Consider the following 14053-nt stretch of genomic DNA (forward strand, 5'->3'; position numbering starts at 1 on the left):
ATGACGGAGACACAGGCGAAGTCGGGGAACACGGGGACCTCGGCCAAACCGGTCGACGAGGAGGCCGCCAAGGGCGGCACACCAGCGACCGGCCGCGCGGCCGTGGGCCGGGCGACGGTCCCCGCCGACGCGCCTGCCCCGAAGTTCACCAGGGCTCCAGGTATGACACCCCCGCCGGAGCAGCCGGGCGAGGACGGCGAGTCCGGCGACAAGACCGAGGCGTCGAGGGCCGAGGCGCCGACGTCGGCCGCCGCCAATCCTCCCGGTCCGGCGGCGGCACCCTCGGCACGTCCGGCTACCACCCAGCCGATCGGTCTGCGGCCCGGTCAGGCGGCGTCAACCGGGTCCACCGGCACCCAGCCGCGGATCACGCCCGGGATGACCCAGCCGCAGCCGGACGCGGCGCGGGCGACCGCCACCGCCGGCCGCCCGGCCAGCGGCGGTGGCCTGCCACCGGGGATCGGCAACCCGTCCGCCGTCGGCGCAGCCCGCGTCGGTGACGCGGTGCGTGCGGCGCGTACGTCGGTCAGTTCGGCCGCCTCCCGCGGACCGCGACGGGCCCGGCTGAACCTCAAGCGGATCGACCCGTGGTCCGTGATGAAGTTCGCATTCGCGGTGTCGGTGGTGCTCTTCATCGTCGTGGTGGTGGCCACCTCGGTGCTCTACCTGGCGCTGGACGCGATGGGTGTGTTCCAGAGCGTCAACGAGAGCCTGAGCGATCTGGTCAACGCCGGCGGTGGGCAGAGCACCAGCGGCTTCCAGATCACCGCCAAGGGCGTGATCCTCAGCTCGGCGCTGATCGGCCTGGTCAACGTGGTGCTGTTCACCGCGCTGGCCACCCTTGGCGCGTTCGTCTACAACGTCTGCGCCGACCTGGTCGGCGGGATCGAGCTGACCCTCGCCGAGCGGGACTGAGCGACCGGGACGCCGGGGCACCGCGGAAAGCGGTCGCTCCGGCGTCTCGTACTCGGGTAGGTTTTGCAGGCGGCGACGGGCCTGGCTCGCAAGCCGGACCCCCGATTTGGGGCCGGCGGAGCGGATGGGTTAATCTTGCTCGTCGCAACGCGGGGCTATAGCTCAGTCGGTTAGAGCGCAGAGCTGATAACTCTGAGGTCGATGGTTCGATTCCATCTAGCCCCACCGCATGTCGTCCGACGGTAGCCGAGCGCGAGGGGTCGCCCCATGTTCAAGAAGCTGCTGATTCTGGCTGGCGTCGTCGGTGTGGCTGCCGTCGTGTTCAACAAGATCAAGGCGTCGAACGACGAGCGTGCCCTGTGGCACGAGGCGACCACCGCACCCGACCTGCGCTGACGCTCACGCCGCGCGCGACAATCGCCGCGCAATTCGCGGGGCCCTAGCTCAACTGGCAGAGCACTGCCTTTGCAAGGCAGGGGTTAGGGGTTCGAGTCCCCTGGGCTCCACCAAACTCCGGTGCAGGTCACCGGAGTTTTCGGCTTTCGAATCCGGCTCGCCTGATTGATGTTCGGCGGTCGACGCCGCCAGTCCGCTGGCCCCCGTGGCGACATGTACCTGCACGTAGGCCCCCCTGGGCTGCGCGGTGATGGCGCTGCCCGTCGGGGCGATCCCATTCTGGTCAGCGTGATGACTCAGGGACATCATGATGACTCAGGGGCATCGCGCATTTTGCTGCGAACGCCGCCAGTCAGCCTTCGGAGCCATCGGCGGCCCTGGGGCGGGTTTCCGGCAGGCGTTCCACCAGCTTGGTGAGCGCGCCGTTGGCGAAGGTCGCGCCGAGCGCCGAACCGGCCCCGATGGTCCAGCCCACCGGCCCGAGCGGGGTGCAGCCGAAGAACTGGCTCACCCCCGGGGTCTGCACCACCACGACCAGGACGCCCAGTGACGCGGCCGTGGAGGCCAGCACGGTCGGGCTGGTGCCGCCGGCCAGGATGGTCTGCCCGAGTTGGGTGCCGACCAGGGAGACCAAGGCAACGGTGCCGGCCCGCTGCCGGCGTCCGGTGTAACGGGCCAACGTCCAGCCCGCGGTGGCGCCCAGCGTGGTGGCTGCCGCCCGCAACCCGATCTCCCTGGTGAGGCTCTCGCCGAGCGCCGTGTCGGGACCCTCCTTGAGTAGCGCGTCGGTCCGGTCCGACGCGGGTGGCCGGACCGCGATGGCCAGTGCCGGCGCCAGGTCGGTGAGCAGGTTGACCAGCAGGAGTTGTCGTCCGGTGAGCGCGGAGCGGCCGGTCGCGGCAGCGGTGAGGACACTGAACGCGATCTCGCCGAGGTTGCCGCCGACCAGGATGCTGAGTGCGTGCCGCACCGACGACCACATGGCCCGCCCCTCGATCAGGGTGGCGATGATGGTTTCCAGCCGGTCGTCGGTGACCACCAGGTCGGCTGCGGCGCGGGCGGCAGGGGTGCCCCGTTGGCCGAGGGCTATGCCGACGTCGGCCAGCCGGATCGCCGGGGCGTCGTTGGCGCCGTCGCCGGTCATCGCCACGGTCCGTCCGCACTTCTGCAACGCCTGGATGATCCGCACCTTGTGCGCAGGGGTGCAGCGGGCCACCACGTCGGTGGTGGCCAACCGCTCGGCGAGCGCGTCGTCGTCCAGCTGGTCGAGTTCAGCGGCGGTCACCACCCGCTGCTCGTCGTGTTCACTGATGGTGGCGGCGATCGCCTCGGCGGTGGCCGGGTGATCACCAGTGATCATGATGGTGTGCACGCCGGCCTGCAGGATCCGGCGTACCGCCGGGGCTGCGCTCTCCCGGACGCCGTCCGCCAGGGCCAGGAAGCCCACGAAGGTCAGCCCTCGAACGTCGGAGTCGGTCACCTTCGGGTCGTTCACCGGGCACTCCGCGACGGCGAGGATCCGGTTTCCCGCACCGGCCCGGTCGGCGAGCATCCGCTCCAGCTCCGCGCGGCCGGCATCGTCCAGTGGCTCCTGACGACCGTCCATGCGTCGGGACGAACAGCGCGGCAGCACCGTCTCCGGAGCACCCTTGACGCTCAGCAACAGGTGACCATCGGTCTGTCCGATGCTCGCGTGGTAGCCGCGGGACGGCTCGAACGGCAGCCCCCCGGCGGCCTGCCACCCGGCGGCACCGGTCTGCTCCACCACCCCGGCCTCCCCGGCGCCCCGACGGACCGCCCGGTCGGTCTGCAACGCCAACTCCTCCGGGTTCTTCGCGGCCGGGGTGGCCCGCAGCGCCGCGGCCAGCGTCATGCGGAGTCTGTCGTCCAACCGGTCCAGCGGGGCGTACCGGTCGCCGACGCTGTCGCCGACCCCGGCCAGCAGCAACTGGCCCTCGGTGAGGGTGCCGGTCTTGTCGAAGCAGAGCACGTCCACTCGGCCCAGCGCCTCGATGGTGCGCGGGTTGCGGACCAGCGCGCCGTGCTCGGCCAGCCGCCGGGCCGCAGCCAGCTGCGCCGCGCTGACCAGGAACGGCAGCCCCTCCGGCACCGACGCCACGGCGAGGTTGGCGGCGGTCGCCGCCGTTTCGGCCAGGGGTACGCCTCGAAGCAGGCCCGCGCCGGCCACCGCCACCGCGGAACCGGCCGCCAACGGGATGGCGGCGGTGGTCAACGCGCCCAGCCGAGCCTCCACCCCACTGGTGGGGGGTGCCTGCCGTACCAATGCCAGGCTGCGCCCGGCCTCGGTGTCGTTGCCGGTCGCCACCACCACGGCGGTGCCGTGCCCGGCGGCGACTGTGGTGCCCTCGTAGAGCATCGAGTGTCGGTCGGCGATGGCGGCGGCGACCACCGGTCGGTTGGACTTGGCGACCGGCAGCGATTCGCCGGTCAGCGACGACTCGTCGGCCTCCAGTCCCACCGACTCGAGCACCCGGCAGTCGGCGGGCACCGAGTCGCCCGGTTCGAGGGCGATGACGTCCCCGAGGACGAGGTCTTCGGCGGCGAGAACCTGCTCGGCACCGTCCCGACGCACCCGGGCGGTCACCGCCGACCGCGACAGCAGCTCCGCCAGCGACCTCTCCGTGTTGCGCTCGTGCACCGCGCCGATCAGGGCGGACCCACCGACCACGCTGCCCACCAGCGCGGCGTCGACCAGTGAGCCGAACGACGCGGAGAGCACCGCCCCGGCGGCCAGCACCGGCGTGAGCGGGTTGGACAACTCGTCCACGAAGGCACGCAGCAGACCACCACTTCCGGGGGCGGCGCCGCCGTTGTCACCGGAACCGTGGCGTCGGCGCTGCGCCTCGGCGCTGGTCAGGCCGTCCGGGGTGGAGCGCAGGTGGTCGAGCACGGTGCCGGCCGGCATCAGGTGCCAGGCGGTTGCCACGGGCGCCGGGGTGTCCGACTGGTCGTGCAACCGGCGGGCCTGCCAGACGCCGTTGGCGAAGGCCAGCCCGGCCGCGCCGTTGACAGCGACGAGCGCCCGGTGCGGCAGTTGGGTCGGTGGGGCCGTGAACGCGCCGAGCGCCCCGAGACCGGTGCCGGCCATGGCCAGCCGGATGTTCTGCTGGGCCGTGCGCCGCGCCACCCCGGTCGCCTCGATCACCAGCGCGACCACCCGCAGGTCGGCACCGACCAGCAGGTGCGCACCCCACGGCGGCAGCTCCTCCGGCGCCGCGAACCCGAGACCGCAGTCGGACGCGCCGAGTGCCTTGCGGTCCGCGGAAACCAGCATCACCACAGCGCCGTCGCGCTGCAACGCGCGTACCGACTCGGCCAACTGGTCCCCGCCGGGGAGTATCGCGTCGGCGAAGCCGTACCGCTGCTCGTCGCCGCCGGCGACGACCAGGCGCAGGCCGGCGTGTCGGGCGGCGGAGGGCAGACCGTCGACGCCGGGCGCGGGTTCCGGCTCGACCCGCAACAGGGCGGCGAGCCGGTCGCCGTGGGCGAGCCCGAGGAGTTGGCCGCCGGCGGAGCGCAGCCGGGCCGCGTCCGGGATGTCGTCGAGGTCGTTCGAGGGCACCCGGTCCAGCGGCCCGAGCTGCCAGCCGTCAGCAGTGCGGGAAGCGGACGGGTCGTCCGGGTCGAACAACGCGAAGGCCCGCTCGGCCACCTGGTCGACGTCCGCGTCAGGGGCCGGCGCGAGATCGGCCAGGACGCCCCGGTCCGAGCCGAGCACGGCGGCGTCGAGCACGAGCGTGTCGATCCGGTCGAGTTCGCGCAGCACACTCCGGTCCATCGCGATCACACCACGCCGCGCCAGCATCCGGCCAAGCTGAGCCGCGTACCCCTCACGACCGCTGCCCGGCGCCTTCGGCAGCGCGGACAGTCCCAGCGCGGTGGCCCGCTTCGGCCCGGCGAACGGCACGGCGGCCGCACCGGCCGCCGTGCCGGCGGCGAGCATGCGGTTGATGTACCGCTCGACCGGGCCGTCCGGCTTCGGGCGCGGACGTTCGATCACCGGCCAGCGGGCGGTGGCCCGTTCGGCGTCGCCGGTCAGCCGTGGTTCGGCCTTCTCCCAGGCGGAGAGTTGGGCCCGGTCCTCACCCCACTGCACGACCCGTTGGGCGCCGTCCAGGACGATGCCCGTCCAGCGGCCGGTCAAGCCCTGCACCACCGCCTCGGCCAGCGGAAACAGGATGTCGGCGCGCGGGTCGGAGCGCAGCCGTCTGCCGAGGAACCCGTGCAGCTTCGGCTGAAGATCCACCGCGGAGAGCAGGCCGGCCACCTCACCGGGCAGCGGCGCGAACGGCAGGATCCGGGTGGCCGCCGAGATGGTCAGGCCCAGGGCGTCCGAGGCGAGCGCGCCGAGGGTGCGCGGAGTGCGCGGCCCTTCCTCCGGTGGGTGCGGGGGCGGGATCTCCGGGTCGGGTTCGTGGTCGCAGGTCCGCTCGACGCGGTCGATGGTCGCGATCAGGTCCCGCAACGTCGGCTCGGGAGTCTGGACGGCGACCACCACCCGGCCGGAGGGTGCGTTGACCCGGGCCCAGGCCACCCCGGGCATTTTCTCCAGCGCGCCCTCCACCTGACGGGCCAGCCGGTTGCCACCGTCCTGGCAGACACCGTGCACCTCGATGTGGTGCCGGCCCGGCCGGGACCAGACCCGACGCCGCGTCAGCCCGGCCGTCCGGGCCAGCCGGACCGCGGCCGAACTGACCGACCGGGACGCCTCGCCGACCAGGTGCGGTACGCCGAAGGACGGCAGGATGCGGCCGGCAGCGCGACCCGCCGCCGTCATCGAGGCGTACGGCTGGACGGGCGCCGGCCCGGCTCCCTGTTTCCGCTCGTCCTGACCTTGGTCATGTCGTCCTCCCACCGCACTGACGTCCGGCGGCCTGGCTTCCCGACCTGCCATCCGTTATGCCCCCGGAGTGGCGGAATTTTCCGCCGTCGCTGGCGCATGGACGGGATGGGCCGTGGAACCCGACGACCAACACCGGACATGGGGAGGCCGGCATGAGCACGCTGACGCGACATCTCAACGGTTCACGGGAGAACGTCACGATGTACAACCGGCGGGTGCAACTGCCGATGCTGGGTGAGGTGGCGGTGCCACCACCGGACAAGGTCGTCTACTACGCCGGGCTCGGAGTGCTCGCCGCTCTACAGGTCATCGAGTGGCCGATCGCTGTGGTGATCACCGCTGGTCACGTGCTGGCGGACCAGCATTTTTCCGGACTGGTGCGCGGTCTCGGGGAGGCGCTGCAGGACGCCTGACGAGAGCCGGGTCACCGGGCAGTTGACATGAATCAGGGTTGAAGTCGCATGCTCGGTCGATGCCGAGCACAGCCGTCACCGCCGCACCCGCCGCACCGGGACTCTTCGCACCCCGACTGCGCGCGATGACGGTGGGCAGCGTCGCGTTGATCTCACTCCTCGCGTTCGAGGCGTTGGCGGTCGGCACGGCGATGCCCACCGTCGCGCGCAGCCTGGACGGGCTGGCGCTCTACGGGATCGCGTTCGGCGGCCCGTTCGCCACCGGTGTGCTGGCCATGGTGGTCTCCGGTATCTGGTGCGACGCGCGGGGACCCAGAGGGCCGATGTGGCACGGCGTCGCCTGGTTCGTGGTCGGGTTGCTGATCGCCGGTACCGCCCCCGTGATGAGCGCGCTGGTCGTCGGGCGGGTCGTGCAGGGTTTCGGCTCTGGGCTGCTCTCGGTGGCGCTCTACGTGATCGTCGGGCAGGCGTACCCGCAGGACCTGCACCGGCGGATCTTCGCGGCGTTCGCGGCGGCGTGGGTCGTACCGTCGCTGGTCGGGCCGGCGGTTGCCGGCCTGATCGTGCAGCACCTGGGCTGGCGGTGGGTCTTCCTGGCGGTGCCGGCGGTGGCGGTGCCGGCGGGGCTGCTGATTCATCCCGGGCTGCGGTCGCTGGGCCGGAGTGCGGCGACGAGCCCGCCGGCGGGTGCGGCGGCACGGATCGGTTGGGCGTGCGGGGCCGCGGTGAGTGCCGCACTGCTGCACATCGGGGGACAGCAGCGCGGTGCCACGGCCCTGGTTCTTGTCGCGTCCGCCGTGGTCGGCCTGCTGGTCTGTGCACCGCGCCTGCTGCCGGCCGGGTTCCTTCGGGCCGCACGGGGGCTGCCCACCGTCGTGGGGCTGCGTGGCCTGGCGTCGGCGGCCTTCGTCGGCAGCGAGGTGGTGATCCCGCTGATGCTCTCCCGGGAACGAGGTCTCTCGCCGACTGCGGCCGGGCTGGTCCTCACGGTCGGCGCGCTGGCCTGGTCGGCGGGCTCCTGGTTGCAGGGCCGGATCCCGGTGCCGGCGTCGCGGGCCAGTCTGCCGCGAGCCGGGTTGAGCTGCATCACCGTCGGCACCGCGACCGTGGCGCTGGCCGTCCAGCCCGAGCTTCCGGTGGCCGTCGCCGTGCTCGGTTGGGCGATCGCCGGCCTGGGCATGGGGTTGCTCTACCCGCCGTTGTCGGTGCTCACCCTGGAGTTGTCCGCGCCGGGTGAGCAGGGCCGCAACAGCTCCTCGCTGCAACTGAGCGACTCCCTCTTCGCGGCGACAGTGCTCGCGCTGACCGGGGCCGTGTTGGCCGCAGGAAATGCGCCGGGCCCGGCCAGCTACACGACGACGCTCGTGGTCACCGCGGGGCTGGCGCTGCTCGGGGCGCTGCTGGCCGGCCGGGTCGTGGTGGGCGGGGGTGTGCGACCGGCCGGGTGATCCGCGGATTCGGCAGCGTCCCACCTGCTCGTGCCGGAAGGATGGCGGGCGATGAACCTCCTGACCATTCTGCCGCTCGCCGTGGTCATGGTCGCCGGGACGCAGCTGGTGGTGGCGGTCTTCCTCGCCTCGTCGGATCGGCCCCGGGCGGCGTCGCTGGGCTTCCTCGCCGGCGCGGGGCTGGTGGTCGGCGCCGGGGTGACAGTGGCCTGGCTGGTGACCAAACTGGTGGGTGGAGTGGCCGCCGACGCCAGCGCCGTCGCCGGGAGGGTCGATCGCGGCCCCGCCATCGACCTCGTCGTGCTGGCCCTGCTGGTGTGCCTGGCCGTGCTGATCTGGGTCCGCCGGGACCGCTCCGGACCGCCGCGCTGGCTGGGCAGCATCGAGCAGGCCGGTCCGCCGCAGGCGCTGCGACTGGGCGCGCTGCTCTTCGTGGCGACGCCGACCGACGACCTGACCATGGCCACCGTCGGGGCGAGCGTGGCCCGACACGATCTGCCGTGGTGGCACCTGGTGCCGTTCGTGCTGCTCACCGTGCTCCTGCTCGCGCTGCCTCTGCTGGCGTTGCTGCTGTTGGGGAGCAGGGCCTCGCGGGTGCTGACCCGGATGCGGGAATGGGCCGAGGGGCACGCCTGGATCGTCAACGAGATCGTGATCGCGTTCTTCGCGGTGCTCACCGTGTTGGATCTGATTCGATCGGGATGAGTGGCCGCCCGCCGTCACGGGTTGCCGCGATGTCTCGTCAAGGCCAGGTACGGGTCGGACGGGTTTGCAGGAGGACGAGATGAAGGTTCTGGTCACCGGGGCGTCCGGCAGTCTGGGCCGTGCGGTGCTGGGCCGGTTGCGCGACGACGGGATCAGCGTCCGGACCGCCAGCCGCCGGCCGCCCGCCGGCTCGGACGTGGAGTGGGTGGCGACCGACCTGGCCACCGGGGACGGGCTGACCGAGGCGGTGACCGGGGTGGACGCCGTGCTGCACCTGGCGTCCGCGCCGCGGGGTCGGCAGACCTACCAGGTGGACGTGTTGGGCACCCGCCGACTGGTGGTGGCCGCCGGCACTGCCGGTGTGCGGCACATCGTCTACATCTCGATCGTCGGGGTTGACCGGGTCCCGATCCCGTACTACCGCCACAAGCTCGCCGCCGAGCAGGTGATCGCGGCCGGTCCGGTGCCGTGGTCGGTGCTACGGGCCACCCAGTTTCCCCAGTTCCTGGACGAGATGCTGACCGCCTGCGCGCGACTGGGCCCGGTGATCGGGGACCGGGCGGTGCTCGCCCAACCGGTCGACCCGGGCGAGGTGGCGGCGCGGCTGGCGGCCCGACTGGTCGCCGGCCCGTTGGGCGGCATCGAGGAGCTGGGTGGGCCCCAGGTGCTCCGTTTCGACGAGGCCGCCAGGGCGTGGCGTTCGGCCCGAGGCTCGCGCCGACCGCTGCTGCCGGTACGGATACCCGGCCGGCTCGGTCGCGAGCTGCGGGCCGGTGGTCTGACCACCGAGGCACTGCCCCGGGGCGTGCGTACCTGGGCCGACCATCTGGCCGACACGTACGGGGGAACCGGCCGGAAATGAGAGCAACAACGGTTCACGTTCGTCTTACCGTGACGCCATGTTCGCTGTCGTCACCACGGTGATCCTCTACGTCTTCGGCTTCGTCTTCCTCTACGGCGTGATCCGGCTGGGTGTCCGGCACGCGTTCGAGGATCTGGAGCTGCAACGGGCCAAGGCCCAGCGCGAGGAGGAGGTGGCGGCTGCCCGCGACCGCTCCTTCATGCGCGACAACGCGTTCCTCGCCGGCAGTTGAGCGCCGGATCGATCCGGCCCCGGCCGGTGGCGTCGCCGGGGGGCCGGGGAGCCGCTGGGCGGTTCAGCGTCGCGGATGCGAGGATCGCACCCGTGATGGGAACGCTGAAGACCGAACCGGCCCGCGCCCGCCTGGATCTGCTCGCCCCGCCGGTCGCGGAGGCCATCGCGCAGTGGCCGGCCGACGCGCCGGTGGACGTCAACGACGTGCTGGTCGCGCCGATCGACGCCGACCTCGCCGACACCGCGGCGTTCTGCGCGGCGTACGAGGTGGGGTTGGACGTGTCGGCCAACTGTGTCGTGGTGGCGGGCAAGCGCGAGGGCGTGGTGCGCTACGCGGCCTGCATAGTCCTGGCCACCACGCGGGCCGACGTGAACGGGGTGGCCCGCCGGGCGCTGGACGTCCGCAAGGCGAGCTTCGCCCCGATGGACGACGCTGTCGAGTTGACCGGCATGGAGTACGGCGGCATCACCCCGATCGGGCTGCCGGCGCAGTGGCCGATCCTGGTGGACTCGCGGGTCATCGCCACACCGCACGTGATCGTCGGGTCCGGCGTACGGCACAGCAAGATAGCGCTGCCGGGGCCGGCGTTGGGCGCGCTGCCGGGAGCCCAGGTGGTGGAGGGGCTGGCCAGGCCGGCCTGACCAGGCATCGGCATCGATGTTGTTGCACGTGAAACATCGTGATCATCGATGCCGGACGCCCGGCCGCGGGTGACTCAGTGTGAGTGCGCTGCGGACTCGCGCTGCTCGACCTCGGCGAACGCGGCGAGCAACGTCTGCACCTCCTGCGCGCCGGAGACCGCGTACTTCCCGGCCAGCACGAAGGTCGGCACGCTGGTGATGCCCAGGTCCCGGGCGGTGGCCAGTGCGGCGGCGACGTCGGCGACGCGCTCGTCGGAGTCGAGGAACCGGCGCGCGTCGGCCGCGTCGAGGCCGATCTCGCCGGCCAGTCCGGCCAGCGCCTCCCGCGAGCCGACGTCGACAGCGTTGTTGAAGTGCGCCTGGTAGAGCGCCTCCACCATCTCGGCCGCCCGGCCCTGGTCGGTCGCCCACGAGACGAGGCGGTGCGCGTCGAAGGTGTTGGCGATCACCGCGCGGTCGTAGTCGAGCCGCAGCCCGTCGGCCGCCGCGACCTGGGTCACGTGGTCGACCATCTGCCGGGCGCGCTCCGGGCCGCCGAACTTCCCGGCCAGCGCCTGCACCAGTGGCAGGGGCTGGGGCACCGGCGACGGGTCGAGCTGGAACGGCCGGTAACGGACCGTCACCTCGCCCTCGTAGCTGGCGAGGGCCTCATCCAGGCGGCGCTTGCCGATGTAGCACCACGGGCAGATGACGTCCGCGTAGATCTCGATCTCCATGCTCGGTGGCAACCCCGCGGTCAGCCGAGTTGTTCCCGGATCTGCCGCTTGAGGCGGCCCAGGATCGCCGTGCCGCCACGGATTCGTAGCGGGCTGATCGCCTGGGCCAGCCCCATCCGCTGATAGAGGTCGTCCGGCACGGCCAGCACCTGCTCGGCGCTCGCTCCCGCCAGCCCTTCGGCGAGGATCCCGGCGAACGCCCGGGTGGTGGGCGCTTCCGGAGGGCAGTCGAAGAGCGTCTCCACCGTGCCCTCCGCAGTCACCTTCGCCCGCAGGAAGAACGCCGTCTGACACTCGGGCACCTGCTCCATGCCCTCGCGCTCCGCGGCGCCCTCCGGCAGTGCCGGGATGACGTCCGCGTACTCCAGGAGCATCTCCAGCACCAGGTCGCGCGGCGCGTCCGCGAACTCGTCGACGATCTCGGCCAGTCGGGCCGGCATGTCAGCCATGTGTCGAGGCTACCGCCGTCGTCCGGGGGCCCCGCTCACACCGTGGGCGACTGCTCGCTGATCTCGCTGAGCGCGCTTGTCGGGTCGAGCTGCATGGCCAGGTCGCCGAGCGAGACGATCCCGACCAGCTTGCGGTCACTGTCACAGACCAGCACCCGTCGGATGCCCCGGTCCCGCATGAGTGCCGCCGCCTCACCCGCCGTGCAGTGCTGCTCGATCATGACGACCTCGCGGGTGACGATCGAACCGATGGTGGTGGCCGCGGGGGAGCTGTTCTCCGCCACGGCCCGCACCACGATGTCCCGGTCGGTGAGCATGCCGGCGAGGCTGGCGCCGTCGGTGACCACCACATCACCGATGTCGGCCTCCTTCATCACCCTGGCCGCCTCGTCCAGGGTGGTCTCCACCGGCAGGTACACGACCTGCTTGGTCATCACGTCGCTGACCCGGTAACCGGTCATGAGAGCCTCCGAAGACGTATCCACCCGATCCGACTGCACTACCCCGTGACGCCGCAGCTACACCAGGTTTGCACGTTCCTGGCGCACCTCGTGGACGAGTCGATCCACCAGACCGTCAAGCGGCAGCTCGGTGCGCCCGTCGCCGGCCCGCTCGCGCAGCTCGACGTACCCCTCGGTGAGGCGGCGGCCGACCACGACGGCCCGGGGGATGCCGATCAGCTCGGCGTCGGTGAACTTGACCCCGGCCGAGACGTGCGTGCGGTCGTCGACGAGCACCCGCAGGCCGGCGGCGGCGAGACGCCCGCCGAGCTCCAGTGCCGCGTCGAGCTGCGGGCCCTTGCCCGCAACCACCAGGTGTACGTCACACGGTGCGACCGCTGCCGGCCAGACCAGCCCCCGGTCGTCGTGGTGCTGCTCGGCGACGGCCGCCACCGCCCGGGAGACCCCGATGCCGTAGCAGCCCATGGTCGGCCGGACCGGCTTGCCGGCCGGCCCGAGCACGTCGACAGAGAAGGCGTCGGTGAAGCGGCGACCGAGCTGGAAGATGTGCCCGATCTCGATGCCCCGCCGGATGGTCAGCTCGCCCGCCTCGCACGCGGGGCAGGGGTCGCCGGCGCGGACGTCGGCTGCCTCGATGGTGCCGTCGGGGGTGAAGTCCCGTCCGCACGCCACGTCGGTCGCGTGTCGGCCCGGCTCGTTCGCCCCGGTCAGCCAGGCAGAACCGGTCACCACCCGAGGGTCGACCAGGTAGCGGATGCCCAGCTTGTCGAGCAGTTGCGGCCCGAGGTAGCCGCGAACCAGCTCCGGATGCTCGGCCCACTCCTCGAAGACGGCCACCTGTGCCGGGTGCAGTGCGGCGCCGACCCGCTTCAGGTCGACCTCCCGGTCACCGGGCAGCCCGACGACCAGGAGTTCGGCCCGGTCGGCACCCGGCTGACGAACGGACAACACGACGTTCTTCAGGGTGTCGGCGGCGGTCCAGCCCTCCCGACCGCCCAACCGGCGCGCGTTGGCCAACTCCACCAGGCTCGCAATGGTCGGGGTCTCCGGAGTGTCGTGCACCTCGACGGCCGGCTGCGCGCTCGGGTCACCGGCGCTCGGCACCCGGGTGGCCACCGCCTCGGTGTTCGCCGCGAAGTCGCAGGAGGTGCAGCCGACGAACGTGTCCTCGCCGACCGGCGTCGCCGCCAGGAACTCCTCCGACGCGGAGCCGCCCATCGCGCCGGACATCGCCCGCACCACCGTGTAGTCCAGCCCCAACCGATCGAAGATCCGCTGGTACGCGGCACGATGCCGCCCGTACGCCTCCCGCAGCCCCGCCTCGTCCAGGTCGAAGGAGTACGCGTCCTTCATCAGGAACTCCCGGCCACGCAGCAACCCGGCCCGCGGCCGCGCCTCGTCACGGAACTTCGTCTGCACCTGGAACAGCGTCACCGGGAAGTCCCGGTACGAGCTGAACAGGTCCTTGACTAGCAGCGCCGCCATCTCCTCGTGGGTGGGCGCCAACAGGTGCTCGGCACCGCGCCGGTCGGCGAGGGTGAAGATGTCGTCGCCGTACTCCGTCCACCGGCCGCTGGTGCGGTACGGCTCGGCGGGCAGCAGCGCCGGAAAGTGCACCTCCTGGTCGCCGATCGCGATCAGCTCGGCGCGTACGACGTCGGTGATCCGATCCAGCACCAGCTTGCCCAGCGGCAGCCAGGTGTAGCCGCCCGGTGCGGCACGACGGATGTAGCCGGCGCGCAGCAGCAGCCGATGACTCGGCACCTCCGCGTCGGCCGGATCCTCGCGCAGGGTCCGCAGCAACAGGGTCGACATGCGTAGCAGCATCCGCGCAGCCTACGGCCGGTGCGGCAGGATGAGCGATCCAAATCGATCCGAACCGGACCCGACGTCGGCAACCATCGACGCCGTTGCTCGCGTCTGCAAGGACACCAAGCCCTCGTACCTC

The 14053-nt window shown here is 72.2% G+C and carries 13 protein-coding genes and 2 tRNA genes; 10 read left to right on the forward strand and 5 right to left on the reverse strand.

The features are described 5' to 3' along the window. From ACIBEF_RS21130 to ACIBEF_RS21145, 4 genes are all read left to right on the forward strand, one after another. Positions 1-915 carry a DUF3566 domain-containing protein gene (locus ACIBEF_RS21130; RefSeq protein WP_396794906.1) on the forward strand — a complete coding sequence of 305 codons (915 nt, stop codon included), beginning with the start codon at positions 1-3 and terminating at the stop codon, positions 913-915. A 151-nt stretch (positions 916-1066) separates the two neighbouring features. Then, positions 1067-1140: transfer RNA gene (locus tag ACIBEF_RS21135), tRNA-Ile, on the forward strand. A gap of 42 nt (positions 1141-1182) precedes the next feature. Beyond that, positions 1183-1311: a DLW-39 family protein gene (locus ACIBEF_RS21140; protein ID WP_209444550.1), complete on the forward strand. Its 129-nt coding sequence runs from the start codon at positions 1183-1185 to the stop codon at positions 1309-1311. A 37-nt stretch (positions 1312-1348) separates the two neighbouring features. After that, positions 1349-1424, forward strand: a tRNA-Ala gene (locus ACIBEF_RS21145). Positions 1425-1663: 239 nt separating this feature from the next. Here ACIBEF_RS21145 and ACIBEF_RS21150 read toward each other — a convergent pair. Beyond that, on the reverse strand, positions 1664-6109 hold the full coding sequence (locus ACIBEF_RS21150; protein ID WP_396794907.1) for an HAD-IC family P-type ATPase: 4446 nt from the start codon (positions 6107-6109) through the stop codon (positions 1664-1666). A gap of 218 nt (positions 6110-6327) precedes the next feature. Here ACIBEF_RS21150 and ACIBEF_RS21155 point away from each other — a divergent pair, with 218 nt between their 5' ends. The 6 genes from ACIBEF_RS21155 to ACIBEF_RS21180 all read left to right on the forward strand — a co-directional run bounded on the left by ACIBEF_RS21155 (position 6328) and on the right by ACIBEF_RS21180 (position 10479). Further along, positions 6328-6588: a hypothetical protein gene (locus tag ACIBEF_RS21155; protein WP_396794908.1), complete on the forward strand. Its 261-nt coding sequence runs from the start codon at positions 6328-6330 to the stop codon at positions 6586-6588. 59 nt (positions 6589-6647) lie between these two features. Then, a complete protein-coding gene (locus ACIBEF_RS21160) occupies positions 6648-8036 on the forward strand; it encodes an MFS transporter (protein WP_396794909.1) in 1389 nt (462 codons plus the stop codon). A gap of 51 nt (positions 8037-8087) precedes the next feature. After that, entirely contained in the window at positions 8088-8741 is a 654-nt protein-coding gene (locus ACIBEF_RS21165) for a GAP family protein (protein WP_396794910.1), read from the forward strand. A 79-nt stretch (positions 8742-8820) separates the two neighbouring features. Next, a complete protein-coding gene (locus ACIBEF_RS21170) occupies positions 8821-9603 on the forward strand; it encodes an SDR family oxidoreductase (RefSeq protein ID WP_396794911.1) in 783 nt (260 codons plus the stop codon). A 37-nt stretch (positions 9604-9640) separates the two neighbouring features. Beyond that, positions 9641-9835 carry a hypothetical protein gene (locus ACIBEF_RS21175; RefSeq protein WP_357227320.1) on the forward strand — a complete coding sequence of 65 codons (195 nt, stop codon included), beginning with the start codon at positions 9641-9643 and terminating at the stop codon, positions 9833-9835. Positions 9836-9930: 95 nt separating this feature from the next. Continuing rightward, complete coding sequence (locus ACIBEF_RS21180) at positions 9931-10479, forward strand: YbaK/EbsC family protein (protein ID WP_357194822.1); 549 nt, start codon at positions 9931-9933, stop codon at positions 10477-10479. 74 nt (positions 10480-10553) lie between these two features. Here the strand turns inward: ACIBEF_RS21180 and ACIBEF_RS21185 are convergent, their stop codons facing one another. The 4 genes from ACIBEF_RS21185 to ACIBEF_RS21200 are packed head-to-tail and all read right to left on the reverse strand — an operon-like array spanning position 10554 to position 13932. Then, complete coding sequence (locus ACIBEF_RS21185; RefSeq protein WP_396794912.1) at positions 10554-11195, reverse strand: DsbA family protein; 642 nt, start codon at positions 11193-11195, stop codon at positions 10554-10556. A 20-nt stretch (positions 11196-11215) separates the two neighbouring features. After that, on the reverse strand, positions 11216-11644 hold the full coding sequence (locus tag ACIBEF_RS21190) for a SufE family protein (RefSeq protein ID WP_396794913.1): 429 nt from the start codon (positions 11642-11644) through the stop codon (positions 11216-11218). Positions 11645-11679: 35 nt separating this feature from the next. Next, positions 11680-12105 (reverse strand): CBS domain-containing protein, encoded by a 426-nt coding sequence (locus tag ACIBEF_RS21195; protein WP_354945799.1) that lies wholly within the window; start codon positions 12103-12105, stop codon positions 11680-11682. A 57-nt stretch (positions 12106-12162) separates the two neighbouring features. Beyond that, positions 12163-13932: a proline--tRNA ligase gene (locus ACIBEF_RS21200; protein WP_396794914.1), complete on the reverse strand. Its 1770-nt coding sequence runs from the start codon at positions 13930-13932 to the stop codon at positions 12163-12165. Between the last annotated feature and the right edge of the window lie 121 nt (positions 13933-14053).

The sequence above is a fragment of the Micromonospora sp. NPDC050795 genome (assembly GCF_044456785.1).
GTDB lineage: Bacteria > Actinomycetota > Actinomycetes > Mycobacteriales > Micromonosporaceae > Micromonospora.